This is a genomic window from Sphingomonas sp. 22R3R2A-7 (assembly GCF_036856055.1).
Lineage (GTDB): Bacteria > Pseudomonadota > Alphaproteobacteria > Sphingomonadales > Sphingomonadaceae > Sphingomonas.
The window spans coordinates 2650162-2677052 of record NZ_JASPFR010000001.1; the positions used below are offsets into that span (position 1 = coordinate 2650162).

Annotated in this window: 27 protein-coding genes and 2 pseudogenes; 14 read left to right on the top strand and 15 right to left on the bottom strand. The window is 67.6% G+C overall.

What is annotated here, in order from left to right; genetic code table 11:
• Positions 1–156 precede the first annotated feature (156 nt).
• The 3 genes from QP165_RS12685 to QP165_RS12695 form a co-directional block, all read right to left on the bottom strand.
• On the bottom strand, positions 157–1482 hold the full coding sequence (locus tag QP165_RS12685) for an RluA family pseudouridine synthase (protein WP_333995924.1): 1326 nt from the start codon (positions 1480–1482) through the stop codon (positions 157–159).
• Complete coding sequence (gene crcB / locus QP165_RS12690) at positions 1479–1877, bottom strand: fluoride efflux transporter CrcB (RefSeq protein WP_333995925.1); 399 nt, start codon at positions 1875–1877, stop codon at positions 1479–1481. Before crcB ends, QP165_RS12685 begins: the two co-directional genes overlap by 4 nt.
• Before the next feature lie 99 nt (positions 1878–1976).
• Complete coding sequence (locus QP165_RS12695; RefSeq protein ID WP_333995926.1) at positions 1977–2711, bottom strand: hypothetical protein; 735 nt, start codon at positions 2709–2711, stop codon at positions 1977–1979.
• Positions 2712–2828: 117 nt separating this feature from the next.
• Between QP165_RS12695 and QP165_RS12700 the strand changes: the two genes are divergently transcribed.
• Positions 2829–3050 (top strand): hypothetical protein, encoded by a 222-nt coding sequence (locus QP165_RS12700; RefSeq protein ID WP_056019876.1) that lies wholly within the window; start codon positions 2829–2831, stop codon positions 3048–3050.
• A gap of 59 nt (positions 3051–3109) precedes the next feature.
• On the opposite strand, the gene QP165_RS12705 is transcribed toward QP165_RS12700, so the two are convergent.
• From QP165_RS12705 to QP165_RS12720, 4 genes are all read right to left on the bottom strand, one after another.
• Positions 3110–3595, bottom strand: coding sequence for a glycine zipper 2TM domain-containing protein (locus tag QP165_RS12705; protein WP_333995927.1), 486 nt, complete (start codon positions 3593–3595; stop codon positions 3110–3112).
• Positions 3522–3710, bottom strand: a complete 189-nt coding sequence (locus QP165_RS12710) for a hypothetical protein (RefSeq protein ID WP_333995928.1) — start codon at positions 3708–3710, stop codon at positions 3522–3524. The genes QP165_RS12705 and QP165_RS12710 overlap by 74 nt, the downstream gene beginning before the upstream one ends.
• Before the next feature lie 108 nt (positions 3711–3818).
• Entirely contained in the window at positions 3819–4244 is a 426-nt protein-coding gene (locus QP165_RS12715) for an OsmC family protein (protein ID WP_056019882.1), read from the bottom strand.
• Between the two features lie 96 nt (positions 4245–4340).
• Positions 4341–4649 carry a glycine zipper 2TM domain-containing protein gene (locus tag QP165_RS12720; RefSeq protein ID WP_200916220.1) on the bottom strand — a complete coding sequence of 103 codons (309 nt, stop codon included), beginning with the start codon at positions 4647–4649 and terminating at the stop codon, positions 4341–4343.
• 243 nt (positions 4650–4892) lie between these two features.
• Between QP165_RS12720 and QP165_RS12725 the strand changes: the two genes are divergently transcribed.
• Positions 4893–5540, top strand: a complete 648-nt coding sequence (locus QP165_RS12725; RefSeq protein WP_333997023.1) for a trimeric intracellular cation channel family protein — start codon at positions 4893–4895, stop codon at positions 5538–5540.
• Between the two features lie 8 nt (positions 5541–5548).
• On the opposite strand, the pseudogene sppA reads toward QP165_RS12725, so the two are convergent.
• Positions 5549–7424: pseudogene (gene sppA / locus QP165_RS12730) on the bottom strand (signal peptide peptidase SppA).
• A 545-nt stretch (positions 7425–7969) separates the two neighbouring features.
• On the opposite strand from sppA, the gene QP165_RS12735 reads away from it, so the two are divergent.
• The 3 genes from QP165_RS12735 to groL all read left to right on the top strand — a co-directional run bounded on the left by QP165_RS12735 (position 7970) and on the right by groL (position 11541).
• Entirely contained in the window at positions 7970–9367 is a 1398-nt protein-coding gene (locus QP165_RS12735; protein ID WP_333995929.1) for an MATE family efflux transporter, read from the top strand.
• A 140-nt stretch (positions 9368–9507) separates the two neighbouring features.
• Complete coding sequence (gene groES, locus QP165_RS12740; RefSeq protein WP_056022032.1) at positions 9508–9795, top strand: co-chaperone GroES; 288 nt, start codon at positions 9508–9510, stop codon at positions 9793–9795.
• Between the two features lie 99 nt (positions 9796–9894).
• Positions 9895–11541, top strand: a complete 1647-nt coding sequence (gene groL, locus QP165_RS12745) for a chaperonin GroEL (protein WP_055873865.1) — start codon at positions 9895–9897, stop codon at positions 11539–11541.
• Positions 11542–11739: 198 nt separating this feature from the next.
• On the opposite strand, the gene QP165_RS12750 is transcribed toward groL, so the two are convergent.
• On the bottom strand, positions 11740–12834 hold the full coding sequence (locus tag QP165_RS12750) for a mannose-1-phosphate guanylyltransferase/mannose-6-phosphate isomerase (RefSeq protein ID WP_443019296.1): 1095 nt from the start codon (positions 12832–12834) through the stop codon (positions 11740–11742).
• 143 nt (positions 12835–12977) lie between these two features.
• Between QP165_RS12750 and QP165_RS12755 the strand changes: the two genes are divergently transcribed.
• Genes QP165_RS12755 through QP165_RS12780 form a run of 6 tightly spaced genes read left to right on the top strand, consistent with a single transcriptional unit; the run spans position 12978 to position 20711 of the window.
• Positions 12978–14366 carry a TIGR03013 family XrtA/PEP-CTERM system glycosyltransferase gene (locus QP165_RS12755; protein WP_333995931.1) on the top strand — a complete coding sequence of 463 codons (1389 nt, stop codon included), beginning with the start codon at positions 12978–12980 and terminating at the stop codon, positions 14364–14366.
• Positions 14345–16429, top strand: coding sequence for an XrtA/PEP-CTERM system histidine kinase PrsK (prsK, locus tag QP165_RS12760; RefSeq protein WP_333995932.1), 2085 nt, complete (start codon positions 14345–14347; stop codon positions 16427–16429). Before QP165_RS12755 ends, prsK begins: the two co-directional genes overlap by 22 nt.
• Positions 16426–17799 carry a PEP-CTERM-box response regulator transcription factor gene (gene prsR / locus QP165_RS12765; RefSeq protein ID WP_333995933.1) on the top strand — a complete coding sequence of 458 codons (1374 nt, stop codon included), beginning with the start codon at positions 16426–16428 and terminating at the stop codon, positions 17797–17799. The genes prsK and prsR overlap by 4 nt, the downstream gene beginning before the upstream one ends.
• Entirely contained in the window at positions 17792–19690 is a 1899-nt protein-coding gene (locus tag QP165_RS12770) for a tetratricopeptide repeat protein (RefSeq protein ID WP_333995934.1), read from the top strand. Before prsR ends, QP165_RS12770 begins: the two co-directional genes overlap by 8 nt.
• Positions 19687–19845, top strand: a complete 159-nt coding sequence (locus QP165_RS12775; RefSeq protein WP_333995935.1) for a hypothetical protein — start codon at positions 19687–19689, stop codon at positions 19843–19845. The genes QP165_RS12770 and QP165_RS12775 overlap by 4 nt, the downstream gene beginning before the upstream one ends.
• A gap of 38 nt (positions 19846–19883) precedes the next feature.
• The gene (locus QP165_RS12780; RefSeq protein WP_333995936.1) at positions 19884–20711 is read left to right on the top strand and encodes an ATP-binding protein; all 828 of its coding nucleotides are present in this window, start codon (positions 19884–19886) and stop codon (positions 20709–20711) included.
• A gap of 57 nt (positions 20712–20768) precedes the next feature.
• On the opposite strand, the gene QP165_RS12785 is transcribed toward QP165_RS12780, so the two are convergent.
• From QP165_RS12785 to QP165_RS20075, 4 genes and pseudogenes are all read right to left on the bottom strand, one after another.
• Positions 20769–21017 (bottom strand): hypothetical protein, encoded by a 249-nt coding sequence (locus tag QP165_RS12785; RefSeq protein ID WP_333995937.1) that lies wholly within the window; start codon positions 21015–21017, stop codon positions 20769–20771.
• A gap of 88 nt (positions 21018–21105) precedes the next feature.
• Positions 21106–21327 (bottom strand): ABC transporter C-terminal domain-containing protein, encoded by a 222-nt coding sequence (locus QP165_RS20065; RefSeq protein WP_443019371.1) that lies wholly within the window; start codon positions 21325–21327, stop codon positions 21106–21108.
• Entirely contained in the window at positions 21324–22466 is a 1143-nt protein-coding gene (locus QP165_RS20070) for an ABC-F family ATP-binding cassette domain-containing protein (protein ID WP_443019372.1), read from the bottom strand. Before QP165_RS20070 ends, QP165_RS20065 begins: the two co-directional genes overlap by 4 nt.
• Before the next feature lie 33 nt (positions 22467–22499).
• Positions 22500–22879, bottom strand: a pseudogene (locus tag QP165_RS20075) (ATP-binding cassette domain-containing protein); the annotation flags it as partial.
• A gap of 87 nt (positions 22880–22966) precedes the next feature.
• Between QP165_RS20075 and QP165_RS12795 the strand changes: the two are divergent.
• The 3 genes from QP165_RS12795 to QP165_RS12805 all read left to right on the top strand — a co-directional run bounded on the left by QP165_RS12795 (position 22967) and on the right by QP165_RS12805 (position 25449).
• The gene (locus QP165_RS12795) at positions 22967–23314 is read left to right on the top strand and encodes a hypothetical protein (protein WP_443019298.1); all 348 of its coding nucleotides are present in this window, start codon (positions 22967–22969) and stop codon (positions 23312–23314) included.
• 52 nt (positions 23315–23366) lie between these two features.
• On the top strand, positions 23367–24032 hold the full coding sequence (locus QP165_RS12800; RefSeq protein WP_031393490.1) for a response regulator transcription factor: 666 nt from the start codon (positions 23367–23369) through the stop codon (positions 24030–24032).
• Between the two features lie 106 nt (positions 24033–24138).
• Positions 24139–25449 (top strand): sensor histidine kinase, encoded by a 1311-nt coding sequence (locus tag QP165_RS12805; protein WP_333997025.1) that lies wholly within the window; start codon positions 24139–24141, stop codon positions 25447–25449.
• 230 nt (positions 25450–25679) lie between these two features.
• Here QP165_RS12805 and QP165_RS12810 read toward each other — a convergent pair whose 3' ends face one another.
• Both QP165_RS12810 and QP165_RS12815 read right to left on the bottom strand, forming a co-directional pair.
• Positions 25680–26189, bottom strand: coding sequence for a hypothetical protein (locus QP165_RS12810; RefSeq protein WP_333995938.1), 510 nt, complete (start codon positions 26187–26189; stop codon positions 25680–25682).
• A 350-nt stretch (positions 26190–26539) separates the two neighbouring features.
• Positions 26540–26746 carry a hypothetical protein gene (locus tag QP165_RS12815; RefSeq protein WP_333995939.1) on the bottom strand — a complete coding sequence of 69 codons (207 nt, stop codon included), beginning with the start codon at positions 26744–26746 and terminating at the stop codon, positions 26540–26542.
• Positions 26747–26891 lie beyond the last annotated feature (145 nt).

Here is a 26891-nt window from a genome sequence, read left to right on the forward strand (position 1 = left end):
GCCTTCGCGGGGGAACATTCAGGCGGGCACCCTCAGCCGTCACCGCCACCCCGGCGAAGGCCGGGGCCCAATTGGGGGACGTTGCTGACGGAAGGCAGCGCTGCGTTACCGCACGATCTCCAATTGGGCCCCGGCCTCCGCCGGGGTGGTGTTAGGTTAGCGTGCCGATCTCTCCGCTAGATCAGCGCGAACCCGGCCCCGTACGCGGGCCACCCGGCTTCCCCCCGGACGACCCCGCCCGCCAGGCTTGGCGCCTTCGACCCGCGGCCCGCTCCGCGGCGCGCCGAACTTCGAGCCCGCACCCGTCCGCGTGCCACCCGTCTTCGGCCCCGCGGGCTTCCCACCTGGTGCCTTGACGTCCTCCACGACACCGCGGCCGCGCCGCTCGCCACGCCGCTCCTTGCGCACCGACTTGGCATGCGCCCGCGCGCGCGACTTGATCTCCTCGCGCGACGGTGGCGTCTTCTCGTCGAGCACGAGCGCGTCGCCGAGCTTCTCGTCGAAGCCCAGCTGCTTCAGGCTTTCCTCGAAATGCGTCGGCAGCCCGGCGGTCACGTCGATCGATCCGCCATCGGGGTGATCGACCCTGATGCGCCGCGCATGCAGATGCATCTTGCGCGAGATCCCGCCGGTCAGGAACGCCGCCGCGCCGCCATATTTCCCGTCGCCGACGATCGGATGCCCGATCGCCGCCATGTGCACGCGCAGCTGGTGCGTGCGCCCCGTGAACGGCTGCAGCTCGACCCACGCCGCACGGTTGCCCGCGCGCTCGATCACGCGGTAGCGCGTCCGCGCGGGCGCGCCCTCGGCCTCGTCGACATGCATCTTCTCGCCGCCGGTGCCCGGCTGCTTGCCGATCGGCAGCTCGATCATGCCGTCCTCGATCGAGGGCACGTCGACGACCAGCGCCCAGTACACTTTCCGCGCGGTGCGGCCCGAAAACGCCTTGGCGAAGAACGCCGCCGCGCGGCTCGTGCGCGCCACGAGCAGCGCACCCGACGTATCCTTGTCGAGCCGGTGGACGAGCTTGGGCCGGCCCTCATTGTCATATTGGAGCCCGTCGAGCAGCCCGTCGACATGCTGCGTCGTCTTGGTGCCGCCCTGAGTCGCGAGCCCCGGCGGCTTGTTGAGCACGAACGCCTGGAAATCCTTGTGGATGACCATGCTCTGCGCGAGTTCGGTCTCTTCGTCCGACAGGATGACGCGCTCGCGGACGCGCCGGGGTTTGTCCACATCGGCCGCGGCCTTGTCGGCCTCGGGCGGGGGCACGCGGAGCATCTGCCCCGCCGCGATCCGGTCGCCGGGAGTCGCGCGCGCGCCATCGACGCGCAGCTGCCCGGTGCGCGCCCACATCGCCACCGTCGTGAAGCTCGTCTCGGGCAGATGCCGCTTGAACCACCGGTCGAGCCGGATGCCGTCATCATCGAACCCGACATTGTATTCGCGAAAGTTCGTATCGCTATCGTTTTTGCCCGCGGTCATGCGACGGCCCTTACTGCGGAGAGACCCGCGAACAACGCGGCGATCGAACCGATCACCGACACCAGGATATAGCCGAGCGCGAGGCCCGGCGCGCCACGCTCGGCCATCGTGACGACGTCGAGCGAGAAGGAGGAAAAGGTCGTGAACCCGCCGAGCACGCCGACGCCCACCAGCAGCCGCCAGCCCTCGGGCGCCGCATTGCGCGCGAGCACGCCGACTAGCACGCCCATCAGCAGCCCGCCGACGAGGTTCACCGCCAGCGTGCCGAACGGATAGCCCGTACCGAGCAGCGCGGTCATCGCGCGACCCGTCAGATAGCGCGCGCCGGATCCGACCGCACCACCGACCATGACGTAAAGAAGGGAGACATGCCCGCGCCCTAGCGCGGATCGCACAAAACGGAAAGCAGCGTTGGCGGGGCGCGCGCGGCACGGCTTGGCGACGTGTCGGCGTGGCTACCCGGTCTATCCTGCGCGCGCTCCGGCTTTGGCCCGTCAGCGTCCCGCGTTCGACACCAGGTCGACGTCGCTCCCGCCGTCCGCGCGCGGGGTCACGTACACCACATACGCATCCTCGCCGCGAACGCCGCCCAGCACGTGCTGGCGACCATCGGTGCTATGCCCCGCGGAATAGCCCGCGGTGCTAGCCTTGGTGTAGTAATAATCGAGCAGCCGCTGGGTCGCCGCGCCGCTCGAAAAGCTGACGACACGCAGGCGGCAGCCCTGCTGGTCCGCACCCGCCGCTTCGGACAGCCGCGCATCGGGATAGAGCGGAAGATCGGCCGGCAGCCGGTTCGCCCAGCCCGCGCCATAGCCGATGGCGCGCGCGCAGGCCGCGGCGTTCGGCGTCCGTTGCCGTTCGGCGAGCGCGCCGAGCGTCAGCGCGCCATCCGCGGCCTTGCAGTCGGGACAGTCGGTCGAGGGCGCGGGCGCACGCTTCAGCGTCCGCGGATCGACCGGATCGCCGCGGCGGATGGTCATGTCGGGCGGGATCGCGCCCGATGCGGGGCGGGTCGGCGGGCGAATCACGTCGTCGTTCGACGACTGCGTCAGCGCGGGGTCGACCATGATCTGCTCGGCAAGCGCGGCGCGGAGTGCCGGGTCGTCCGCATTGCCGTTGGTCAGCTCGGCATCGAGGCTGGCAAGGTCCTGCGGATCGACCGCGGGCTTGTTGCACGCGACCAGCGCAAGCGGGAGGATCGTCGCGACGACGGGGAGGGAGCGTATCATCACGCGGACCTTATGCACCGGCGGGCGTGAAGAAAGCGTTTTTGGTCGGGAGAGCGGGAGAGAGGGGTTCGCCGCGCTTGTCTTGTCGCGGGCGGCGCGACTCGCCATGTTCGGGGCATGCTCAACATCGTCTCGATCCTCATCGGCCTCGTCACCCTCGCACTGGGCCTCGTCGCGTTCATCCCGCTGCTCGGATGGATGAACTGGCTCGTCATTCCGATCGGTATCGTCGGCGCGTCGGTCGGTGCGCTCTCGTCGGGCAATGCCGGGCGCAACCTGAACATCGTGCTGATCATCATCTTCGCGCTGCGGCTGATGCTCGGCGGCGGCATCATCTGATCCCATGAAAAAGGGCCCGGTGTCGCCACCGGGCCCCATCACGTCGTGTATCGCGCGGATCAGCGGCAGCGCACGTTGCCGCGATCGATCGACTGGCCGAGCACGGCGCCACCGCCCGCACCGATCAGCGTACCGAGCAGCTGCGACCCGCCGCCCGCGATCACGTTGCCGAGCGCGCCACCGGCGAGACCGCCGATGATCAGCCCGGTCGTGCCGTCGTTGCGGCGGCAGTAATAACGGCCGTTGCCGCCGCGATAGATGCGGTCGTTACGTCCGAGCCGACGCTCCTGATAATAACGGCCATCACGGTAATAGCGGTCGGCGAAATAGCCGCGCTGGCCGCGCTCGAAGCGGTTATGGTCATAGCCGCGATAGCTTTGCCAGTTGCGGCCGTCGTTGCGGCGATCCTGGCGGATGTCGCGAATGTCACCGCGGCGATCCTGGCGCGCGTCGCGCACCTCGTCGCGATACTCACGACGTGCATCGCGCACGTCGCCGCGCAGAATCGGCGCCGCGAACGTCGCGGCGATAGTCGCGACGCGCATCGCGGACCTCGTCGTTATACTCCTGGTTGGCGCCGCGAACCGTGGACTGCGCGGTGGCGGGAAGCGCGCCGAATGCCGTCGCCGCGAGTGCTGCCGAAAGAAGCGCGATACGCATCAAATGTCTCCTGACTGTCTTGCGCGATGAACGGCCGGCTGCCGTCCGGAGTTGCGTGAACCGCAAACTACGATTCGTTCAGCCGGCCGTCAGGGACACGTCGTCCGATCAGGCGAGCGTGTGCTCGAGCGTGATCTCGGCGTTCAGGACCTTCGACACCGGGCAGTTTGCCTTGGCATCCGCGGCGATCGCCTCGAATTCCTCGGGCGAGATACCCTCGACCTTGGCGTTCAGCGTCAGCGCCGACTTGGTGATCTTGAACCCGTCGCCGTCCTTGTCGAGCGTCACCTTCGCGCTGGTCTCGAGCGTGCCCGCCTCATAGCCCTTGCCCGCGAGCGCGAAGCTCAGCGCCATCGTGAAGCAGCTCGCATGCGCGGCGGCGATCAGCTCCTCCGGGTTGGTACCGGGCTCGTTCTCGAACCGCGTGTTGAAGCCATAGGGGCTGTCCGAGAGCACGCCCGACTGTGTCGAGACATGGCCCTTGCCGCTCTTGCCGAGGCCGTCATATTTGGCCGAACCGCTGCGTGTGGTCATCGTTCTTCCTTCCAGGACATGAAAAAGGGGCGCCGCGGTTTCCCGCGACACCCCTCCTCAACGCGCAACTCGCCAAATGGCGGCGCGTGATTTTATTTAGCGGCAACGACGGTTGTTGTTGCTGCTGCCCTTGTCGATCGCGCGACCGGCGAGCGCACCCGCGGCGGCACCGCCCAGCGTGCCGAGCGTACGGTCGCCGCGCGTATCGATCGTCCGGCCGAGCAGGGCGCCACCGACGCCGCCGATGATCGTACCCGTGGTACCGTTGTTCTTCTTGCAATAGACGCGGCCATCGCGCCCGCGCCACTCACGCTTGCCGCGCTGTGCATCCGCCGCCGAAATCGGCACTGCCATCGTCGGCAGGACAAGGGCGGTCGCGCTCAGTGCCATGATCAACTTACGCATCGTTTTTACTCCCATTTGAATGATCTGTTTGCGTAACGGTCGGACTTTACCGGCGGTTGCATGAACCCAAAACAACGTCGCGTTCATCCAGCGCAGTACAGGCCGCCCGACAACTTATCCCCGCTATCCACAGACAGTTTTCCACAGCGCACGCCGGGGCGGACCAAAAAACGCGCAGGTCTCATCGGCGTCCAGTCGCGATCCCGGCTTGTGCGCGACGCGGGAGCGGGTACGCCGCTGGCCATGCTGCCCGTCGCCATCCTCCCGCCCGAAATCCTCCCCGCCGCCGCGCGCTGGCTCGATCTGGCCGGGCTCGCCGTGTTCGCCGCGTCGGGCGCCCTCGCCGCGGCCAAGCGCGGGCAGACCTTCGTCACGCTGATCTTCTTCGGTCTGATCACCGGAGTCGGCGGCGGGACCGTCCGCGATCTGCTGATCGACGCGCCCGTGTTCTGGATCCACGACGCGCGGGCAGCGAGCATGTGCCTGTTCGTCGCGACGCTGATCTGGACGACACCCGCGCGGTGGTGGCGCGACGAGGCGCTGGGCTGGTTCGACGCGGTCGGGCTCGCCGCCTATGCGGTCTTTGGCGCCGCCAAGGCGCTGGGCTACGGCGTTCCACCGGTGCCCGCGGCGCTGATGGGGGTGATGTCCGCCTGTGTCGGCGGGATCATCCGCGACGTGCTGGCGGGCGAGCCGTCGATCCTGATGCGCCCCGAACTCTACGTCACCGCCGCCGCGCTGGCGTCGGCGACCTATGTCATCCTCGTCCTGCTGGGGCTCCCCGTCGGCTGGTCCGCGGTGATCGCGGCGAGCGCAGGGTTCACCTTGCGCGCGCTCGCGATCCGCTATCACCTCGCGCTACCCGCCTATGCGGAGCGCGCCGACCCGTAAGCGACGCGTCAGAACCCGATCCGCGCGAGCAGCAGGTCGAGCAGCCGCGCGTCGCTTACATCGCCCGCGCTCGGGCCGATCCCGCCGCATTCGAGACAGGTCGCCTGGATCGACCCCGCGCTCGCCAGCCGCTTCATGTCGCCCAGCGCGCGCGCGACCATCTGGCGACGCTCGATCGCGATCCGGCCAAACGCGTCGCTGCCGGTGGTCGTGTCGTCATCGCCGGCATCGAAGTCGCTGGCGAGCCGCGCGAGGAAGCCGGGCGGCTTTTCAAGATATTCGGCATGCACCTTGGCCGGGTCGAGCTTGGCGCGCTTCGCCGCTTCGTCGATCGCGTCCTTCAGCGTGCCGAACCGGTCGACCAGACCGATCTGGCGCGCAGTGCCGCCATCCCAGACGCGGCCCTGCGCGATCGCATCGACGCGTGCCGGGCTGAGATGGCGCGATGCCGCGACGCGCGCGATGAACTGGCGATAGCCATTCTCGATCCCCGCCTGGATCAGCGTGTCGAACATCGGCGTGGTGCCGCCGACGATATCGGGCTGCCCCGACAGCGGCGTCGTCTTCACGCCGTCGGTGGTGATGCCGATCTTGGCGAGCGCATTCTCGAACGTCGGGATGATTCCGAAGATGCCGATCGACCCGGTGATCGTGCCCGGCTCGGCGAAGATCGCGTCCGCGGGGGTCGACACCCAATAGCCCCCCGATGCCGCCATTCCGCCCATCGAGACGACGACCGGCAGGCCCTTCTTCTTCGCTTCGAGGATCGCGAGCCGGATCTGCTCCGACGCCAGCACCGACCCGCCCGGCGAGATCGACGCGCACGACCAGCGCCTTGAGGTTCTTCTTGGCCAGCCCGTCGAGCATCGCCTTCTCGATCGTCTTGCCCGCGGCGGTGCCCGCGCCGCCCTCGCCGTCGACGATGTTGCCCGCGACGGTCAGCACGCCGATCGCATCGCCCCCCGTCGGCAGCGGGTTCGCGCGGACCCAGGCGTCGTACGTGATCTTCGCATAGGTGCCGACCGGCTTGCCGGTCTCGACGCCGGCGATCTCGGCCACGCGTTTGCCGAACGCGGTCCGGTCGCCGAGCTTGTCGACGATCCCCGCGCGCAGGTTGGCGGTCGCGATATCGCCGTTGGTTGCCAGCACCGCGGCGTCAGGACGCGCGACGAATTGCGCGATCTGCGCCTTGGGCCGCGACTTGGCGACCGCCTCGCGCCACTGGTCGAACAGCGTGCCGTACAGCGCCTGGCTCGCGGCACGCGCGTCGTCGCTCTGGCTGGTGCGCGTATAGGGCTCGACGAACGATTTGTAGCGCCCGACGCGGTAGACGTGCGTGTTGACGCCGAGCTTGTCGATCAGCCCCTTGTAGAAGATCTGGTTGCCGCCCGGCCCCATGAAGAGCGTCCCGCCGAGCGGGTTGACCCAGATCTCGCTGGCATTCGCCGCCAGCCGGTATCCGCCATCGGTATAGGCGGTGGCATAGGCGAGCACGGGCTTCTTGGCGGCGCGGACGCGCGCGAGCGCATCGCCGATCTCGCCCAGCGCGGCGGGATAGGCGCCGGTGAACCCGTCGAGGTCGAGCACGACCGCTTTGACCCGGCTGTCGGTCCGCGCGGTATCGATCGCGCGCACGACGTCGCGCAGGCGGAACTGCTTGGGCGTGTTCTGTCCCGACAGCGACGCGAACGCGGCGGGCTCCGCGGGCTGCTCGACGATCGAGCCATCGAGGTCGAGCACCAGCGCGCCGTCCTTGATCGCCTTGGTCCCCGGCCGCGCGTTGAGCGCCGCGAAGACCAGACCGAAGAACAGCAGCATCGCGATCAGGACGAGGGCGTCCTTGATCCCGACCAACAGCTTCCATGCGCCGCGTACCAGCTTCACCTGCGTCTCCTCGTACCGGCCATGCCGGTTGATCCGATGCCGGCGATGCCGGTTTTGCCACGACGATAGCCGTGTGTGTCATGCGGGAGCAATACGCTTATCCGATTCCGGGCCCAGCCGATCGCGGGTCCTCGCGCGCGATCCACCGCAGCCATCCGGAAGCGCCACCGTCATTCCGACACCCCCCACCGTCATCCTGACGAACGTCAGGACCCAGAGCCAAGCAGGGCAGCGCTGTGTAACCCTGGATCCTGACTTTCGTCAGGATGACGGGGAGGGGCGGGACGGAAGCGCTCCTCAGCGCGCGCCGCACACCGCTCGCACCGGCCGACATGACCCTCACGGCCCGCCGCCACCCCGCCCCCGTCTCCTCACCGCAACATCCCTGACCCACCCCCGTCATCCTGACGAAAGTCAGGATCCAGAGCCCAGCAGGCCGACCCCGGCCCCCGGGCCCGACCAGGCACCACGGGTCGTCCACCCGGCGTCGCGCACAGGGCATATCGCGGGTGCCTCCCTGCACAAATCCCGCTAGGGGCGAGCGGGTGATCGAACCCGTTCCCATCGCCACCGGCCCGGCGCCCGCCGATGCCCGCGCCGAGTTTCGCGCGCTGCTGCGGCTTGCCAGCCCGCTGGTCGGGGCGAACCTGATCCAGATGGCGGTGTCCGCGGTCGACGTGATCTTCGTCGCGCGGCTCGGCACGGTCGATCTTGCCGCTGCGACGCTCGGCGTGTTCGTCTTCAACCTGCTGATGTTCGCGCTGATCGGACTGACCAGCGCGGCGGCGCCGCTGATCGCCGCCGAACTCGGCCGCCGCGCGCATGCGGTGCGTGAGGTCCGGCGCAGCGTGCGGATGGCGCTGTGGCTCGGGATCCTCGGCTCGCTCCCCGTCATCCTGATCCTCACGCAGGGCGAAACGCTGATGCGGCTCGCGGGCCAGGACCCGGAGGTCGCGCGCCGCGCCGGCCGGTTCATGACGATCATCGCCTTTGCGCTGCTGCCCGGCGTGCTTGCGGGCGTCATGCGCACCGCGGCGGCGGCGCTCGGCCGGCCGGGCTGGGCGTTTCTCGTCACCGGGCTGTCGCTGCTCGTCGGGATCGCGGGCAACTGGCTGCTGGTGTTCGGCAATCTCGGCTTCCCCGCGCTCGGGCTGGAGGGGTCGGCGCTCGCCAGCGTCGCCAGCCTCGGCGTGATGATGATCGCGTACGGCGTGATCCTGACGACCGACCGGCGGCTGCGGCGCTTCCACCTGTTCGGTCGCTGGTGGCGGACCGAATGGTCGCGCTTCCACGAGATCGTCCGGCTCGGCACGCCGATCATGCTGACCTGGATCTTCGAAGGCGCGCTGTTCGGCGGCGCGGCGCTGCTGATGGGGCTGATCGGCGTCGCGGAGGTCGCGGCGCATGCGATCGCGCTCAACATCGCCGCGGTCGCGTTCCAGGTCCCGTTCGGCGTCGCGCAGGCGGCGACGATCCGCGTCGGCATGGCGTACGGCGCACAGGACCGCGTCTGGATCGGCCGCGCGGGCAATGTCGCGCTGGTCGTCGGGATCGGCTTCATGGCGGCCAGCGCGCTGCTGATCTGGGCGGTGCCGCGGCTGATGATCGGCGTCTATGTCGATCCCGACCTGCCGCAGAACGCGGTCGTCGTCGCGCTCGCGCTGCGGTTCCTCGGCGTTGCCGCGGTATTCCAGCTCGTCGACGGCGCGCAGGCGGTCGCGGCGGGCGTGCTCCGCGGGCTGCAGGACACCCGGACGCCGATGCTGATCGCGCTGTTCGGCTATTGGGTGATCGGCTTCGGCACCGCGATCCTGCTCGGCTTCCGCACGCCGCTTGCGGGCGAGGGGGTGTGGTGGGGGCTGTTCGCGGGTCTTGCGGTGGTATCGGTGCTGCTGCTGTGGCGCTGGTCGCGACGCGAGCGGCTCGGGCTCCTCTCGGCCTGACCCACGGATTGTACCGATTGACGCGATTTTCGATTGGACGCCCGTTGACGATGCCGGGGACGCGGCACATATGACGGCTGTTGGCACTCGATATCGTCGAGTGCCAGAAATCTGTCACAAACCTAAAGGACATGGATCCCATGAACTTTCGTCCGTTGCACGACCGCGTGCTGGTGAAGCGCCTCGAAGCCGAAGAGAAGACGGCTGGCGGCATCATCATCCCCGACACCGCCAAGGAAAAGCCGCAGGAAGGCGAAGTCGTCGCCATCGGCACCGGCACCCGCGCCGAGAACGGCACGATCACGCCGCTCGACGTCAAGGCCGGCGACAAGATCCTGTTCGGCAAGTGGTCGGGCACCGAGGTCAAGGTGAACGGTGAGGACCTCCTCATCATGAAGGAATCGGACATCCTCGGGATCGTCGGCTAACCACCTTCCCGTCGCCCCGGCGCAAGCTGGGGTCTCCCAATTACTGCAAGACCCCAGCGTCCGCTGGGGTGACGCAAAAATTCTGAAAGGGCAGCTGACATGGCTTCCAAGGACGTAAAATTCGGTCGTGACGCGCGTGAGCGCATCCTCCGCGGCGTCGACATTCTCGCCGACGCGGTCAAGGTGACCCTGGGGCCCAAGGGCCGCAACGTCGTCATCGACAAGAGCTTCGGCGCACCGCGCATCACCAAGGACGGCGTCACCGTCGCCAAGGAAATCGAGCTCAAGGACAAGTTCGAGAACATGGGCGCGCAGATGCTGCGCGAAGTGGCCTCGAAGACCAACGACATCGCCGGTGACGGCACGACCACCGCGACGGTTCTGGCGCAGGCCATCGTCCGCGAGGGCATGAAGTCGGTCGCAGCGGGCATGAACCCGATGGATCTGAAGCGCGGCATCGATCTCGCCGTCGTCAAGGTCGTCGAGGACGTCAAGGCGCGTTCGAAGCCGGTTTCGGGTTCGAAGGAAGTGGCGCAGGTCGGCATCATCTCGGCCAATGGCGACCGTGAAGTCGGCGAGAAGATTGCCGAAGCCATGGAGAAGGTCGGCAAGGAAGGCGTGATCACCGTCGAGGAAGCCAAGGGTCTCGAATTCGAGCTCGACGTCGTCGAAGGCATGCAGTTCGACCGCGGCTATCTCTCGCCCTACTTCATCACCAACCCCGAGAAGATGACCGTCGAGCTTCAGGATCCCTACATCCTGATCCACGAGAAGAAGCTGTCGAACCTGCAGGCGATGCTCCCGATCCTGGAAGCCGTCGTTCAGTCGGGTCGTCCGCTCCTGATCATCGCCGAGGACATCGAGGGTGAGGCGCTCGCCACGCTCGTCGTCAACAAGCTGCGCGGCGGCCTGAAGGTCGCAGCGGTCAAGGCACCGGGCTTCGGCGATCGTCGCAAGGCGATGCTCGAGGACATCGCGATCCTGACCAAGGGCGAGATGATCTCGGAAGACCTCGGCATCAAGCTCGAGACCGTCACGCTCGGCATGCTCGGCACCGCCAAGCGCGTCACGATCGACAAGGACAACACCGTCATCGTCGACGGTGCCGGTGATCATGACTCGATCAAGGGCCGCACCGAAGCGATCCGTCAGCAGATCGAGAACACGACCAGCGACTATGACAAGGAGAAGCTCCAGGAGCGTCTCGCCAAGCTCGCCGGTGGCGTTGCGGTGATCAAGGTCGGCGGTTCGTCGGAAGTCGAAGTTAAGGAGCGCAAGGATCGCGTCGACGACGCGCTGCACGCAACCCGCGCAGCCGTCGAAGAGGGCATCGTCCCCGGTGGTGGTACGGCGCTGCTGTACGCGACCAAGGTCCTCGACGGCCTGACCGGTGCGAACGAAGACCAGACGCGTGGTATCGACATCGTCCGCAAGTCGCTGACGGCTCTGGTTCGCCAGATCGCGCAGAATGCGGGTCATGACGGTGCGGTGGTTTCGGGCAAGCTGCTCGACGGCAACGACTCGAACATCGGCTTCAACGCCGCGACCGACACCTACGAGAACCTGGTGGAAGCCGGCGTGATCGATCCGACCAAGGTCGTCCGCACCGCGCTGCAGAACGCGGCATCGGTCGCAGGCCTGCTGATCACGACCGAAGCGGCCGTGAGCGAAATGGCCGAAGACAAGCCCGCCATGCCCATGGGCGGCGGCGGCGGCATGGGCGGCATGGGCGGCATGGACTTCTGATCTTGGACCGGGGCAGGGCAACCTGCCCCGGACACAGGATCAGAATGGCCGGCGGGCTGGCGGCGAAAGCCACCAGTCCCGTCCGACGAAAGCAGCGGCTTCGCCGCTGCTCGGTTCCAAGCCAAACACCACCCAACGCAAAAGGGCCGGGGAGCGATCCCCGGCCCTTTGTCCGTTCTCCCTATTGGCGAAAAAGCCTCAGCGGTCCTTCATCGCCGCGATCAGCTTCTTCACTTCCTGGCTGCGACCGCGCGGCATGATCAGCACGTCGTTGCCGCTCGCCACGACGATCAAATCCTCGACCCCGACCAGCGCGACCTTGACCCCGTCGCTGCGCACCAGACAGTTCTTCGTATCGATCGCCAGCACGCTGCCATCGCCATCGCCGCGATGCGCATTGCCATGCTCGTCACGCTCGCTGATCGCGTGCAGCGCGTCCCAGCTGCCGACGTCGTTCCAGCCCATCGCCACCGGCACCACCGCGACGCGATCGGCCTTTTCCATCACGGCATAGTCGATCGAGTCATCGGGCGACGCGGCGAAGGCCTCGGCATCCGGATAGATCCGCGTGCCTTCGCGACGGGCGAGCCTCATCGCATCGGTCGTCGCGACCAGGATACCGGGATCATGCTGCGCGAGCGCGGCGAGATAGGCGTCGGCGCGGAACAGGAAGATACCGCCATTCCAGGCATGATCGCCCGAGGCGAGCATCGCCTGCGCCTTGTCGAGCGGTGGCTTCTCAACGAAGCGCGCGACGCGGTGGACGCCCGCGGCCAGTTCCTCGCCGACGTGGATCCAGCCATAGCCGATCTCGGGTGCGTCGGGCGCGATGCCGAACGTCACCAGCCAGCCCTGCGCGACCATCGGCAACGCCGCGGCGATCGCGGCGTGGAAGGCGGGCAGGTCGGCGATGACGTGATCGGACGGCATGACGAGCAGCGCATCGCCGCTGCCGGCACCCGTCTCGCCTGCGGCGATCGCCGCCAGCGCGATCGCCGGCGCGGTGTTGCGCCCCGTCGGTTCGAGGATCAGCGCCTGCGCCTCGGCACCTGCGGTCTTCAGCTGCTCCTCGACCAGATCGGCATGCGCGGCATTCGCCACGACGATCGGCGCGGCGAAGCGTTCGCCCCGGGCGCGGCCCGCGGTCAGTTGCAGCATGCTTTCTTCGGCGGTAAGCGCAAGCATCTGCTTGGGCATCTCGGGTCGCGACATCGGCCACAGCCGTGTTCCGGAGCCGCCTGACAGAATCACCGGAATAATCGTTCGAACCGTCATGCATCCTCCATCGGCCATGACCTATAACGGCCATTCCGGCCCTGCCAATCGTCAAGCCCGCCAGCTTCGGATCATATTCAGAGTTTGTTGGTGAAATTCTGTCAAACGAACGCCCACGTGTCGGTTGCGTTTACAGACACCCTGTCGGGATGCGCCAAGCCATGGTCAGGCTCTTCAAACATTACGTCCCCTATGCGGTCCTGCTGCTTGGCTTCGTCGACGCGATTCTCCTGATCTGCGCCGCCGAGATCGGCTGGGTCGTTCGCGCCCGGCAGATCGGGATGGAGGTCGAACCGATATCGACGCGCATTGCACAACTGGTGACGTTTGCCGCCTCGCTGCAGATCGCGCTGATTGCGGTGGGCGCCTATGGTGTGGCGTCGTTCCTGTCGTTGCGGTTCGCCGCGGCACGTCTTGCCGTCGCGTTCTCGCTGGGCGTCATCTTCCTGTCGCTCATCTTCTTCCTGGTTCCGGCATTGACGTTCTGGCGGTCGAACCTCCTGTACGCGACGGTTATCGCAGCGGTGCTGCTGGTGACGGTACGGGCCGTGCTCGGGCGGGCCTTTGGCGGCGATACGTTCAAGCGGCGGATCATCGTGCTGGGCGCGGGTAAGCGGGCGGCGCGGATACGGGTACTTTCCGAACAGCCGGGCATCAACTTCGTCGTGGCCGGGTTCGTCGCGATGGGCGAACCCGGCGCAGTGATCGACCGCGCGATTCCCCGTGAGGATATTCCCAATCTTTCGGCGCACATCGTCGATCACAATGCGAGCGAAGTCGTGCTCGCGCTCGAGGAACGGCGTAACGCGCTGCCGCTGAAGGACCTGTTGCGCGTCCGGACGACCGGCGTCCAGGTCAGCGAGATTTCGAGCTTTCTCGAGCGCGAGACCGGGCGGATCGATCTCAACAGCGTCAACCCGTCCTGGCTGATCTTCTCCGACGGGTTTGCGAGCGGGCGGATGTTGTCGAGCGTGTTCAAGCGGGCGTTCGATATCGTCGCCAGCCTGATCCTGCTCACGATCACGCTCCCGGTGATCCTGCTGACGGCGCTGGCGATCAAGGCGGAGTCGCGCGGGCCAGCCTTCTACAGGCAGCGGCGGGTCGGGCTGTACAATCAGGATTTCGATATCCTCAAGCTTCGATCGATGCGGCAGGATGCGGAGGTCGCGGGCGAAGCGGTATGGGCGGCGGAGCAGGATCCGCGGATCACGCGCATCGGCCGGCTGATCCGCAAGGTGCGGATCGACGAGCTGCCGCAGACATGGACCGTGCTGCGCGGAGAGATGAGTTTCGTCGGCCCGCGCCCCGAACGGCCGCAGTTCGTCGACCAGCTCGAGGAGCAGTTACCCTATTATGCCGAGCGGCACATGGTGAAGCCGGGCATCACCGGCTGGGCGCAGATCAACTATCCCTATGGCGCGTCGATCGAGGATGCCCGGCACAAGCTCGAATATGACCTTTACTACGCCAAGAACTACTCGCCGTTTCTCGACATGCTGATCCTGTTGCAGACGCTTCGGGTGGTGATTTGGCCGGGCGGGGCGCGGTGATGATGGCGGCGGGGATATTGTGGAGCCACGCGTTTGCGGGGCTGTTGTTCGGGCTGTTGGCGGTCATGCAGGCGCGGCATCCGGCGGGGACCTGGCCGCGCGCGGCGTTCGTCGCGGCGCTGGGGTTGAGCGCGTTATGCGCGCTCGCGGTGTCCGGGATCGGCGCGGGCGACGTCAGCACGCGGATCGCCGAGAGCGCGCGCAACATCGCATGGCTGGGCTTCATGTTCGCGCTGGCGCGACGCGACCGGGCCGCCACGCTCGCGCTGAGCGCGGTGTATGTCGCTGTCATCGCAACCGCCGTGATCGCCGCGGGGATGGCCGTCGTCGCGCTGGTGCCGATGCCCGACAGCGCGCTCGCCGCGCTCGACAGCGCGCGGCTGGTCTTCGGAATGATGGTCGCGGTCAGCGCGCTCGTCCTCGTCAACCACCTCTATCAGGCGCATGCCGCCGCCGCTGCGGGCGCGGGGCGGATACGCCTCGTCCTGCTCGCGCTGGGGGTGCTGTGGACGGTCGATCTCGTGACGTTCGGGGTGAGTTTGATAGGGACGACACAGGCCGGTGCCGTGATGCTGACACGGGGCCTGGTGATGATCGGAGTGGCGTTGGCGCTGCTCGTTGCGGTCAATCGCAGCGGCGATGCACCGCTGGCGCTGTCGCGGCCGATTGCGACCCGCTCGCTCGGCGCGATCGCGCTGATCCTCTATGGCGGGATGACGCTGGTCGCGACTCAGGTCGCGGACAGCTATGCCGGGCCCTATGCGCGCCTCGTCCAGACCGCGATCATCTGCGGATCGACCGCCGCGCTGCTGACGCTGCTGGCGACGCCGTGGCTGCGCGCGTGGACGCAGGTGACGGTCGCCAAGCACCTGTTCCGGCATCGCTACGACTACCGCGCCGAGTGGCAGCGTTTTACCGATACGCTCGGATCGCCGGGCCGGACCGCCGAGACGCTGGAATGCCGCGTCATCAAGGCGGTCGCCGACATCACCGCATCGCCTGCGGGGCTGTTGCTGGTGGCCGATGGCGATCGCGACGGCGCGCTGCGCACGGCGACCGGCTGGAACTGGGCACATGGGGGGCATGACGCCGATCCCGATGCCGTAGTCGCGCTGCACCTGCACGAACGCGCGCACATCGTCGAACTCGATTCGGTCCGCAACGGCAGCGCCCCCGACGAGACGCGGTCGCGCATTCCCGGCTGGCTGCTCGCGTGTCGCGAGGCGTGGGCGATCGTCCCGCTGGTCCACGGCGGTGCGATGGTCGGGGCGATCGTGCTCGCGCGGCCGCCCGTCGACCGCTCGCTCGACTGGGAGGATTTCGACCTGTTGCGCGTCGCGGGCCGCCAGGCCGCGAGCTACCTCGCGGAGGATCGCGCGCACAGCGCACTCGCCGATGCGCAGCGTTTCGACGAATTCAACCGCCGCTTCGCGTTCATCCTCCACGACATCAAGAATCTCGTCAGCCAGCTGAGCCTCGTCGCGCGCAACGCCGAACGCCATGCCGACAACCCGGAATTCCGCGTCGACATGATCGCGACGCTGAAGGAATCGGCGGACCGCATGAACATCCTGCTCGCGCGCCTGTCGCAGCATCATGTCACGCGCGACGAACCGGTACAGCCGATCGAGGTCGGCGCGCTGATCGAACGCGTCGCGGCAACGCACCGGCTGCTGCACCCCGTCACGACTCGGGTATCGGCGGCGACGTTCGCGACCGCGCAGGCGGGGCGGCTCGAACAGGTGCTCGGGCATCTCGTCCAGAACGCGATCGAGGCGAGTGCGGCGGGGGACGCGGTCCTGCTGTCGGTCGAGACCGCCGGGCGCTCGGTCGTCGTCGACGTCGTCGATCATGGATGCGGGATGAGCGCGGGGTTCGTCCGCGACCAGCTGTTCAAGCCGTTCGTCTCGTCCAAGCCGACGGGGTTCGGGATCGGGGCTTGCGAGGCGCTGCAACTCGTGCGCGAGATGCGCGGAACGCTGGAGGTGAACAGCCATGAGGGAGAGGGGACGCGGTTCCGCATCCGCCTGCCGATCGCGGACGTGATGGAGGTAGCGGCATGAGCGGCGACGGGTCTTCGGGCGGGGCGCGGCCGGTCTTGCTGATCGTCGAGGACGATATCGGACTGCAGCGCCAGCTGCGCTGGGTCTATGACGGCTATGAGATCGTCGTTGCGAGCGACCGTGCGCAGGCGATCGACGCGGTCCGCGCGCATGAGCCCGCGGTCGTCACCCTCGACCTCGGCCTGCCACCCGATCCCGACGGCGTGACCGAAGGCTTTGCGACGCTGCGCGAAATCCTCGCGCTCAAACCCGATACCAAGGTCATCGTCGCATCGGGGCACGGTGCCCGGCAAAGCGCGCTGACCGCGATCGCCGACGGCGCCTGGGATTTCTATGCCAAGCCGATCGATATCGATGCGCTGGGACTGATCGTCGCGCGCGCGTTCCACGTCCATGCGCTCGAAGCGGAAAACCGGCGGCTCGCGGCGCGCAACGCCAATGCGGGCTTTGGCGGCCTGATCGCGGCGTCGCCCGAAATGGCGGCGGTGACGCGGTTGCTGGAGCGGGTCGCCCCCGCCGACGTCTCGGTGATGCTGCTCGGCGCGAGCGGGACGGGCAAGGAACTGCTCGCGCGCGGGCTGCACGATGCATCGCCGCGCGCGCAGGGCCGGTTCGTCGCGATCAACTGCGCCGCGATTCCCGAGACGCTGCTCGAAAGCGAGCTGTTCGGGCATGAAAAGGGCGCGTTCACGGGCGCGATCAAGACGACCGAGGGGAAGATCGAACAGGCCGCGGGGGGCACGCTGTTCCTCGACGAGATCGGCGACGTTCCGCTCGCGTTGCAGGTCAAGCTGCTGCGCTTCCTGCAGGAACGGGTGATCGAGCGCGTCGGCGGGCGCAAGGCGATCGCGGTCGACACGCGGATCGTCTGCGCGACGCATCAGAATGTCGACGCGATGGTCGCGGCGGGGCGGTTTCGCGAGGATCTCTATTACCGGCTCGCCGAGATCGTCGTCCGGATCCCGACGCTCGCCGAACGCAGCGGCGATGCAGGCGTGCTGGCGCGTCACTTCATCCTCAAACATGCCAAGGCGATGAACGCCGGGGTGACCGGCCTCGCCGCCGATGCGCGCGCCGCGATCGACGGCTGGGGCTGGCCCGGCAACGTCCGCGAGCTCGAAAACCGGATCAAGCGCGCGGTGATCATGGCGGACGGCAAGCTGATCACCGCGGCCGATCTCGATCTCGACGGCACCGCCGACGACGCGGACGCGCTGAACCTGCGCGCGGCGCGCGAGGTCGCCGACCGCAAGGCGATCCGCCGTGCGCTGGCGCGTGCCGAGGGCAACATCTCGGGCGCGGCGCGGATGCTGGGGATCAGTCGGCCGACGCTGTACGATCTGCTCAAAAGCTATGACCTGCATGGCTGACACGCCGTATCCCCTGCTCCGGCGGAAGCGCGTCGTCCGGTGGACGCGCGTCTTCACGCCGATGCGGCTGCGGTTGCTGGCGATCGCGCTGCTCGCGCTCGTGGTCGTCGCGGGCGTTGCGGTTCTGGCGACGCGGAGCCCCAAAGTGGATGCGCGAACGGCGCTCGCCGACGCGCGCATGACGCTGGCCGCGGGCAATTACAGCGCGGCGCGGCGCAATGCGCAGGCCGCGATCGGCGCCGCACCCGCGATGGGCATCGCACACGCCGTGCTTGCACGCGCCGACCTCGAGCTTGGCGACGGTCTGGCGGCGGAGGCCGAACTCGTGCGCGCCCGCGACACCGGGGTCGCGGCGGAGCGGCTCTATCATCTGCAGGCGCAGGCGCGACTCCTCCAGGGGGATCCCGCCGGCGCGATCGACGCGGCCGACCAGGCCGGGCCGCGCTACGCCGCTGAGGCACAACGCGTTCGCGCGCAGGCGATGGCGGCGCAGGGTGATAGCATGGCGGCGCGGGCGATCCTGCGGCGGCAGGTCGAAGAACAGCCCCGCGATGGTGCGGGCTGGACGGCGCTCGGCCGGCTGGCGCTCAATGCAGGGGACGTCGGGAGTGCGGCCGCCGCGGCGGCGCAGGCGGTGGCGTTGCTGCCACGCGAGCCCGCCGCGCTGACGATGCAGGGCGAGGTGGTACGGTTGCGGTACGGCCTGATCGCGGCGTTGCCGTGGTTCGAGCGCGCGTTGGCGACCGATGCCTATTATCACCCCGCGCTGATCGAATATGCGGCGACGCTGGGCGATGCCGGGCGCTATGCCGAGATGCTCGCGGCGACGCGGCGCGCCCAGCTGGCGCGGCCGGGAAGTCCGCAGGCGCTGTACCTGCAGGCGGTGCTCGCCGCGCGCGCCGGGCGGATCGAGCTCGCGCGGTCGCTGCTGCAGAAGACCGGCGGCGCGATCGACGGCCTGCCCGGTGCGATCCTGCTCAGCGGGTCGCTCGACTATGCCGAGGGCAAGTTCGAACAGGCGAGCGCGATGTGGCGCGGCCTGGCACGGCAGCAGCCGCTGAACGTCGGCGTCCGCCGGCTGCTCGGCGCGGCATTGCTCCGGTCGGGGGATCCGCGCGCGGCGCTCGACATGCTCCAACCGATCGGTGCGCGCGCCGATGCGGACAGCTATGCGCTGACGCTGCTCGCGCGCGCGCTTGGCGCCGTCGCCGAGACCCCCGACGATGCGGCGGCGGTGGCGGCGTATCTCGACCGCGCCGGCCGCGCCGCGACGGGTGCGTCCGAGCCGTTCTGGATCGACGACCAGATCGGCACGCTCGAGGCCGATGTCGCGCGTACCCCCGACGTGCCCAGTCTGATGCTCGCAGCGATACGCGGTCGTGCGCAGGCGGGCGATCATGCCGGTGCGATTGCCCGCGCGCGGACGCTGGCCGCTGCAAGTCCGGGGGCGCCCGCCGCGCTGCTCGCGCTCGGGGACGCGTTGAGCGTGGCGGGGCGTTACCGTGAGGCGGCACCGGTCTATGCGCGGGCGGCCAACCTGCGGTTCGACGAGCCGGTGATGCTGCGGCTGGTCGATGCGCTCGGGCGGGCCGGACAGGCCGAGCAGGCCGCGACCGCGCTGGCGCTTTATCTGTCGCAGAACCCGCAGAGCGTTGCCGCGCGGCAGATCCTCGGCCGGCTGCAGCTCGGGGCGGGGCAGGCGGCGGCGGCGATCGAGACGCTCGAAGGCGTTCGGCACCAGCTCGGCAACCGCGATGCGCTGCTGCTGGCGGATCTGTCGCGTGCCTATGGCGCGGTGGCGGTGCGTGAAGGCGAGGATGGCGAGGATGGCGGGGGGCGGATGCGGTCGCGCTGCGCTATGCACGCGCCGCCTATGCGCTCGCGCCGATGAATGCGGCGGTGGTGGATGCCTATGGCATCGCGCTGGCAGCGGATGTCGAGGCGGGCCCGACGGCGCACGACGGCGCGCGGCAGCTTCTCGAGAAGGCGGCAAGGCTCGCGCCTGGCGACGGGGTGATCGCCTCCCATCTGGCGGAACTGCGCTGACGCTTGTGTGATCCGGCGCGCGTCGTCACTACCGCGCGATGACCGATCCCCTCGACCGTATCGCGGCTGCTCTCGAGCGGCTGTCCCCGCCACCTCCTCCGATGGTCGATCTGTGCGCGCACCCGGCCTATGTCTGGCGTGAGGGCGTGCTCGACATCGCGCGCGGCTTTGCGCCGGTGCCGCTCGACCTGCTGGTCGGGATCGACCGGCAGAAGGCAGCATTGCTCGAGACGCTGGGGCGACTGGCGCGCGGGCATGCGGCGCATGACGTGCTGCTGTGGGGCGCGCGTGGGACGGGCAAGTCGGCGCTCGTCAAGAGCGCGGTGGCGGCGGTGCAGGCGGATGCGGATGCCGGGCTGCCCGCCGGTGCGGGTCTTGCGATCGTCGAGGTGTTCGACGTGCGGACGCTCCCCGATCTGTTCGTGCGACTCGCAGGGGTGGCACGTCCGTTCGTCGTCTTCGTCGACGATCTGGGGTTCGAGGCGCCGGGCGAGGCACGCACGCTGCGATCGATGCTCGAGGGCGGGTCAGAGCCGCGCCCGGATAGCGTCCGGCTGGTCGTGACCGCGAACCGCCGGCACTTGGCGCCGCGCGACATCGCCGAGCAGGAAAGCGCGATCAATCCGCGCGATGCGGTCGACGATCATCTGGCGCTGGCGGATCGGTTCGGGCTCAGCCTCGGCTTCCACGCGCTCGATCAGGACGGGTATCTGGCGATCGTCGCCGGCTATGCACAGCGTCACGCGCTTGCCTATGATCCCGCGGAGGCGGTGAACTGGGCCACGCGCAGGGGCAGCCGCTCGGGGCGCGTCGCGTGGCAATATGTCGTCGATCTAGCCGGGCGCGCCGGGCGCGCCTTGCGATAGGCGGTATCGAGACAGGAAAAGTTGGGACCGGGGCCAGGCCCCGGTCCCGCAAACAGCTTAGTTGCTGTCCGAGTTGTCGTCGTCCTTGACGATGGCGATGACGCCGATCGCAACAACGCCTGCGCCGATCAGCGCTGCGATGATGCCGCCACCAGCGAGCTCGCTCTTCTTCGACGTCGCCGTGCCGACGCGTGCGTTCGAAACCGACAGGCTCGAAGCAGGGTTGGCAGGTGCTGCAACGGCAGCAACCGAGGTCGACATCATGGCAAGCGCGAGGGCGCCACCGGTCAGGTTCTTAAGGTTCATAGAAATCTCCAAGACTTACAACTACGGTATGCTGCAACGCCGCAATGCCGTTCTGGTTCCCTATAGGAAAAAAGCGCGGAAGGCGAGCTTACCCTTCTGCCAGTTCGGCGAGCGTCAGCCAGCGCAGTTCGGCCGCCTCCTTCTCCGCCCGCGCCGCCTCGATCGCCGCGGTCAGGCGCGTGAACGTCGCATGATCGCGCATGTACAGATCGGGTGCGGCAAGCCTCGTCGCATCGGCGGCGATCTGCGCGTCGAGCGCCTCGATCCGCTTTGGGAGCAGCTCATAGTCGCGCTGGTCCTTGTAGGTCAGCTTGGCGCGCGGTGCGGGGGCCGGCGGCGCGGTCGCGGCGACCTTCTTCGACGCGCGCTTGCCCGTCGTGGTCGAGGCGAGGCGCTTTTCCCAATCCTCATACCCCCCGCGACGACGTCGACCGTCCCCGAACCGTCGAGCCCGAGCGTGATCGTCACGGTCCGGTCGAGGAAGTCGCGATCATGGCTGACGATCAGGACGGTGCCGTCATAGTCGCCGATCACCTCCTGCAACAGGTCGAGCGTCTCGAGGTCGAGATCGTTGGTCGGCTCGTCGAGCACCAGCAGGTTCGACGGCTTGGCGAACTCGCGCGCGAGCAGCAGGCGGGACCGCTCGCCACCCGACAACGAGCCGATCTTCGCGTCGACCATGTTGGGGTCGAACAGGAAGTCCTTGAGATACCCGTGGATATGCTTGCGCACGCCAAGCACGTCGATCCATTCGCCACCGTCGACGACGACTTCGCGCACCGTCTTCTCGGGCGCCATCAGGCTGCGTTGCTGGTCGATCACGACCGCGTCGAGCGTCTTGGCCAGCTTGATCGTGCCGCTGTCGGGCTCGATCTCGCCGGTGAGCAGCTTGAGGAGCGTCGACTTGCCCGCGCCGTTGCGGCCGACGATGCCGATCCGGTCGCCGCGCGTCACGCGCAGCGTCAGGTCGCCGATGATCGTGCGGTCACCATAGGACTTGGTGACGTTCTTCGCGTCGATCACGACCTTCGACTTGGTGTCGTCGCTGCTGGTGGTCAGGTTCGCCGAGCCCTGCGGCCCGATCATCGAGGCGCGTTCGGCGCGCATCTCGTGCAGCTTGGTCAGGCGGCCCTGGTTGCGCTTGCGCCGCCCGGTGACGCCGCGGAGCAGCCAGTGCTCCTCCAGTTTCAGCCGCGCATCGAGCTTCTCGGCCTGGCGCTGTTCCTCGGCGTACACCTGTTCGGTCCACGCCTCGAACCCGCCGAAACCGATCTCCGCACGCCGGATCGCGCCGCGGTCGAGCCACAAGGTCTGCTTGGTAAGGCGCGTCAGGAAGGTACGGTCATGGCTGATCACGACGAACGCGCCGCGGAAACGCTTGAGCCAGTCCTCGATCCATTCGATCGCGCCGATGTCGAGATGGTTGGTGGGCTCGTCGAGCAGCAGCACGTCCGGGTCCTGCGCGAGCGCACGGACGATCGCCGCGCGGCGACGCTCGCCCCCGACGCCGAGCCCGCCTCGCGCGACAGGTCGATGCCGAGCTGGTCCGCGATCGAATCGGCCTCGTAGCTGACGGGCGCATCGTCGCCCGCCATCACATAGTCGCGCAACGTCGCGAAGCCGCGCAGATCGGGTTCCTGCTCGAGGATCACGACGCGCGTGCCGGGGACGATCGTCCGGCGGCCCTCGTCGGCGATGACGCTCCCGCCCAGCAGCTTCAGTAGCGTGGTCTTGCCCGCGCCGTTGCGACCGATCAGCGCGAGCCGGTCGCGCGGGCCGATATGGATGTCGAGGTTGCGAAAGAGCCACCCCGACCCCTGGACGAGGCCGAGGTCTTCGAATGCTAAGATTGGTGCTGCCATGTCCGCGCCACGTAGGGGGGCCGAGTGATGCAGGCAAGTTACACTGTGCCATCGTCGTGCCGCGCACCGCCATTCACAGGCTGTTCAATGCCGGATGGCTATGCCACGCCAATGAAGATGCTGTTGTTTCTTGCAACCCTTGCCGCCTTTCCGATGACGATGCCGATGATCGCGGGTGTCGCCACGGCGCAGGCGCCCGATCAGCGGCGCGGCGACCAGCGGTCCGCGTTCGAAGCGCGCAAGACCGGACGGTCGCTGCCGCTGCGCGAAATCGAGGCGCGGGTGATCCCGACGATGCGGGGCGCGCAGTATATCGGTGTCGACTATGATTCCGGCAGCGCCATTTACACGCTCAAGTTCCTGCGCGATGGAACCGTGATCTGGGTCGATGTCGATGGTCGCACCGGCCAGATCGTCGGTCGTACGGATCGATGAGGAGTCGACCGGCGTCGCGTCGGTCGCGAGCATTTCAAGCGAGAGGATTATCATGCGCGTTCTGATCGTCGAGGACGAGCCGAATCTCGGGGCTCAGCTCAAGAACACCCTCGAAGGCGCCGGTTACGCGATCGATCTGGCGGTCGATGGCGAGGAAGGGCATTTCCTCGGGTCGACCGAGAATTACGATGCGGTCGTGCTCGATCTCGGCCTGCCCGAGATCGACGGGCTGACCGTGCTCGATCGCTGGCGGAAAGAGGGCAAGGTGATGCCCGTGCTGGTGCTGACCGCGCGCGACAGCTGGTCGGACAAGGTCGCCGGGCTCGATGCGGGCGCCGACGACTATGTCGCCAAGCCGTTCCAGAGCGAGGAACTGATCGCCCGCCTGCGCGCGCTGATCCGTCGCGCGAGCGGCAACGCCTCGTCCGAGCTGACCGCGGGCGACATCCGCCTCGACACGCGCAGCGGCAAGGTCACGCGCGCGGGCGAGCCGGTGAAGCTGACCGCGCAGGAATACAAGCTGCTGAGCTATCTGCTCCACCACAAGGGCAAGGTCGTCAGCCGCACCGAGCTGATCGAACATATCTACGACCAGGATTTCGACCGCGATTCGAACACGATCGAGGTGTTCGTGACGCGGATCCGCAAGAAGCTGGGTCAGGACGTGATCACGACGATCCGCGGTCTCGGCTACAGCCTCGAAGACCCCGACGCCTGATCTGCGCGATGCCGACGGGACCCCGCGCGTGACCGATACGCCCGCCGTCGCGGTCGACCTGCCGTTGCACGTCCAGGCGCGCGCGAAGGGATCGCTGTCGCGGCGGATGATCCTGATCGCGGCGATCTGGATCACCGTGCTGTTGAGCGCGGGCGGCTATGCGCTCGACCGCGTGCTGGCGACCGCGGTGACGCGCAATTTCGACGACCAGCTCGAATATGTCCTGCGCTCGCTGCTGAGCTCGTCGGAGATCGGGCCGGAGGGCGAGGTGATCTTCACGCGCGACGCCGCGGCGGATCAGCGCTTCCTCGAACCCGGCTCGGGGCTCTACTGGCAGGTCTCGGGCGCGGGGCGCGAGGATTTCCCGTCGCGCTCGCTCTGGGATCGGCGGCTGGCGTTCGGGTCCGCGCACGACGACCGCAACGTGCACACCTACGATAGCAAGCAGTTCCGCGACGAATCGCTGCGCATCGTCGAGCGCGACGTCGTGCTGCCCGGGTCGAAGATCCATTGGCGCTTCCAGGTCGCGCAGGCGCGCGACGGGCTCGATGCGCAGATCACGACGCTGCGGCGGACGCTGGTGCGCAGTTTCGCGTTGCTCGCGGTCGGGCTGATCGTGCTCGCGGCGTTGCAGACCTTCTATGGGCTGTGGCCGCTGCGCCGCGTCCGCGAGGAGATTGCGCGGATGCGCGCGGGCCAGTCGAACCGCGTGTCGAGCGCGATGCCGATCGAGGTCGCGCCGATGGTCGAGGAGCTCAACGCGCTGATCGAGCATAACGAGCGGCAGGCGGAGGAAGCGCGGCGCCACGCGGGCAATCTCGCGCATGCGCTCAAGACGCCGCTGACGGTGATCATGAACGCCGCGACCGCGCAGTCGGACGACCTGGCGGATACCGTGATCCGCGAAGCGCGGACGATGCGGCGCCAGGTCGACCATCATCTCGCGCGCGCGCGCGCCGTCGGTCGCCGGGGATCGGCGCACAGTCGCGCCGACGTCTGGCCGAGCCTCGAATCGGTCGAGCGCGCGGTCGCGCGTCTCTATCGCCACGTCCGGATCGACATCACCGGCGACAAGTCGCTTAAGGTGCATGTCGAACGCCAGGATCTCGACGAGATGCTCGGCAACCTGATCGAGAACGCCGCGAAATATGGTGGCGGGAGCGTGTTCGTGACGGTCGGCGCACAGGCGGGGTTCGTTGAGTTCCTGATCGAGGACGACGGGCTGGGCATCCCTGAGGAACAGCGTGTGCGCATCTTCGACCGCGGCGTCCGGCTGGATACCGGGAAGCCGGGGACCGGTCTCGGCATGGCGATCGTCCGCGACGTCGCCGAGATCTACGAGGGGACGGTCGGGCTCGAGGAGAGCGAGGACCTGGGCGGCCTGATGGTCCGGTTGCGGCTGCCCGCCGCCAGCTGACCGGCGACGCATGGGGCTTGGGATGATGGTCGGAGGTATCGCTGGCGTGACGGTTTCCGCCTAGTAGCGGACGTTCCAGTGGCAGCTCGCAGTCTCGAACGCAGGCATCCGTTCATCACGATGATGCCAACACGGGCAGGCGTTGGTGCAAAAATCAAAAGTTTTGCATCAAGGCAGAGGTGCAAAGCAGCGGGTCGGCTGTCGTCTACCTATGGACGTTCCTAGGTTCGCTAATTCGGGGTTTGACAGCGCCGCATGAAGTCATTCCACTTGGCACGCGCCGCGCCGTCCATCACGACGGCCATCGTATAGCCGGTGGTAAACAGCGACATCATTTCCGCTTTGCCGACTGCCCTGATCTGCTTATCGCTTTTGGGAAGTCGAATGGTGAGGTCCCAACCATTGGCGACATTCTTGACGGCTTCGGCCGGGATAAGCTGCGGATCACCCTTGACGCCGAACAGAGCCATCATGGCCGCGCCACTTGGCATCACAGCCTGAGCGTCGTCCCCGATCGGCTGGCCTGTCTTCAAGCTAATCAGCTTTGTTACGCCAGTCTCCGTCACGATCACGTCGTTGGGGGTGCATTCGAACCTGTAGGAGACAGGATCTCCCGCATTTAACGTCAGGACAGGACCATGGCCGCTCACCTGCGGCTGGAGTTGCCAACCCGTTGATTGAGCTGGTGACGAGGCGACGAGCAACGCCGCGAGGCTAAGAGCTCCTATATCGCTCGGCACGGCTATTCTCCCGACATTTGGCAGCCTCTATCGACAGGTTATCTGTTTGACAGTCAACTGCCCAAGTGTCCCTTTCGCCACTCGTGATGCGAAGCTCACGGATTTCGCATTAGGCCAAGAACTGCAGGAATCTGAGTGCTTCGGTAGTAGGTGCTGGTTGAATGGACTCTTTAGCAGGGTTGCAGCCTTGGCAATCGGGATCAAACATTACGCCGTAAAGAGCAGACTTGTCTTCTATGCGGGCCAACGGGCCGTTATCGCCGTAGTGAACTATTTGGACGGGTTGCCGGGTGCGCGCTTAGACCGAGACCGTAGACCGTCCCGGGATCGCGTCCGAGCCTGTCGGTGCCTCACGATGCGGGATGAGCGTGCGCCATCATACCGTCGAGCTTGCTCTTGGGCAGATTGATCAAAAGCCCGTTCTTGTTCTTTGCAAAGGACGGGAAATCCACCTCGACGCTACCGATCGCGCTCGTCACGACCGCAAAGTCTTTGCCGACGGTCTCGACCGTGCCGACGACAAGGCCCTTTGCGTCGTGGACTTCAAGCCCCTGCACGATCTCCTTTGGCCGCACCGGGACAGGCCGCATCGTCAGGCGATTGGAGTCGGTGACGCCGGCCTGGAAATCACGGAAGGTCTGCTGGCGGTTGAATTCCCCGGACCGCTGTCGTTTGGTCCGGCTGACTGCGCTGGAGGGCCTT

Bases quoted from the DNA above. Each gene is read 5' to 3' on its own strand.
- QP165_RS12755 (WP_333995931.1), top strand. From the start codon at position 12,978: ATGGTCAGGCTCTTCAAACATTACGTCCCCTATGCGGTCCTGCTGCTT.
- QP165_RS12720 (WP_200916220.1), bottom strand. From the start codon at position 4,649: ATGCGTAAGTTGATCATGGCACTGAGCGCGACCGCCCTTGTCCTGCCG.
- QP165_RS12750 (WP_443019296.1), bottom strand. From the start codon at position 12,834: ATGGCCGATGGAGGATGCATGACGGTTCGAACGATTATTCCGGTGATT.
- QP165_RS12800 (WP_031393490.1), top strand. From the start codon at position 23,367: ATGCGCGTTCTGATCGTCGAGGACGAGCCGAATCTCGGGGCTCAGCTC.
- QP165_RS12710 (WP_333995928.1), bottom strand. From the start codon at position 3,710: ATGCGTATCGCGCTTCTTTCGGCAGCACTCGCGGCGACGGCATTCGGC.
- QP165_RS12795 (WP_443019298.1), top strand. From the start codon at position 22,967: ATGCCGGATGGCTATGCCACGCCAATGAAGATGCTGTTGTTTCTTGCA.
- QP165_RS12805 (WP_333997025.1), top strand. From the start codon at position 24,139: ATGATCCTGATCGCGGCGATCTGGATCACCGTGCTGTTGAGCGCGGGC.
- QP165_RS12770 (WP_333995934.1), top strand. From the start codon at position 17,792: ATGGCTGACACGCCGTATCCCCTGCTCCGGCGGAAGCGCGTCGTCCGG.
- QP165_RS12705 (WP_333995927.1), bottom strand. From the start codon at position 3,595: ATGCGCGTCGCGACTATCGCCGCGACGTTCGCGGCGCCGATTCTGCGC.
- groL (WP_055873865.1), top strand. From the start codon at position 9,895: ATGGCTTCCAAGGACGTAAAATTCGGTCGTGACGCGCGTGAGCGCATC.
- groES (WP_056022032.1), top strand. From the start codon at position 9,508: ATGAACTTTCGTCCGTTGCACGACCGCGTGCTGGTGAAGCGCCTCGAA.
- QP165_RS12715 (WP_056019882.1), bottom strand. From the start codon at position 4,244: ATGACCACACGCAGCGGTTCGGCCAAATATGACGGCCTCGGCAAGAGC.
- QP165_RS12700 (WP_056019876.1), top strand. From the start codon at position 2,829: ATGCTCAACATCGTCTCGATCCTCATCGGCCTCGTCACCCTCGCACTG.
- QP165_RS12775 (WP_333995935.1), top strand. From the start codon at position 19,687: ATGAATGCGGCGGTGGTGGATGCCTATGGCATCGCGCTGGCAGCGGAT.
- QP165_RS12785 (WP_333995937.1), bottom strand. From the start codon at position 21,017: ATGAACCTTAAGAACCTGACCGGTGGCGCCCTCGCGCTTGCCATGATG.
- prsR (WP_333995933.1), top strand. From the start codon at position 16,426: ATGAGCGGCGACGGGTCTTCGGGCGGGGCGCGGCCGGTCTTGCTGATC.
- QP165_RS12780 (WP_333995936.1), top strand. From the start codon at position 19,884: ATGACCGATCCCCTCGACCGTATCGCGGCTGCTCTCGAGCGGCTGTCC.
- QP165_RS12725 (WP_333997023.1), top strand. From the start codon at position 4,893: ATGCTGCCCGTCGCCATCCTCCCGCCCGAAATCCTCCCCGCCGCCGCG.
- QP165_RS12695 (WP_333995926.1), bottom strand. From the start codon at position 2,711: ATGATACGCTCCCTCCCCGTCGTCGCGACGATCCTCCCGCTTGCGCTG.
- QP165_RS12685 (WP_333995924.1), bottom strand. From the start codon at position 1,482: ATGACCGCGGGCAAAAACGATAGCGATACGAACTTTCGCGAATACAAT.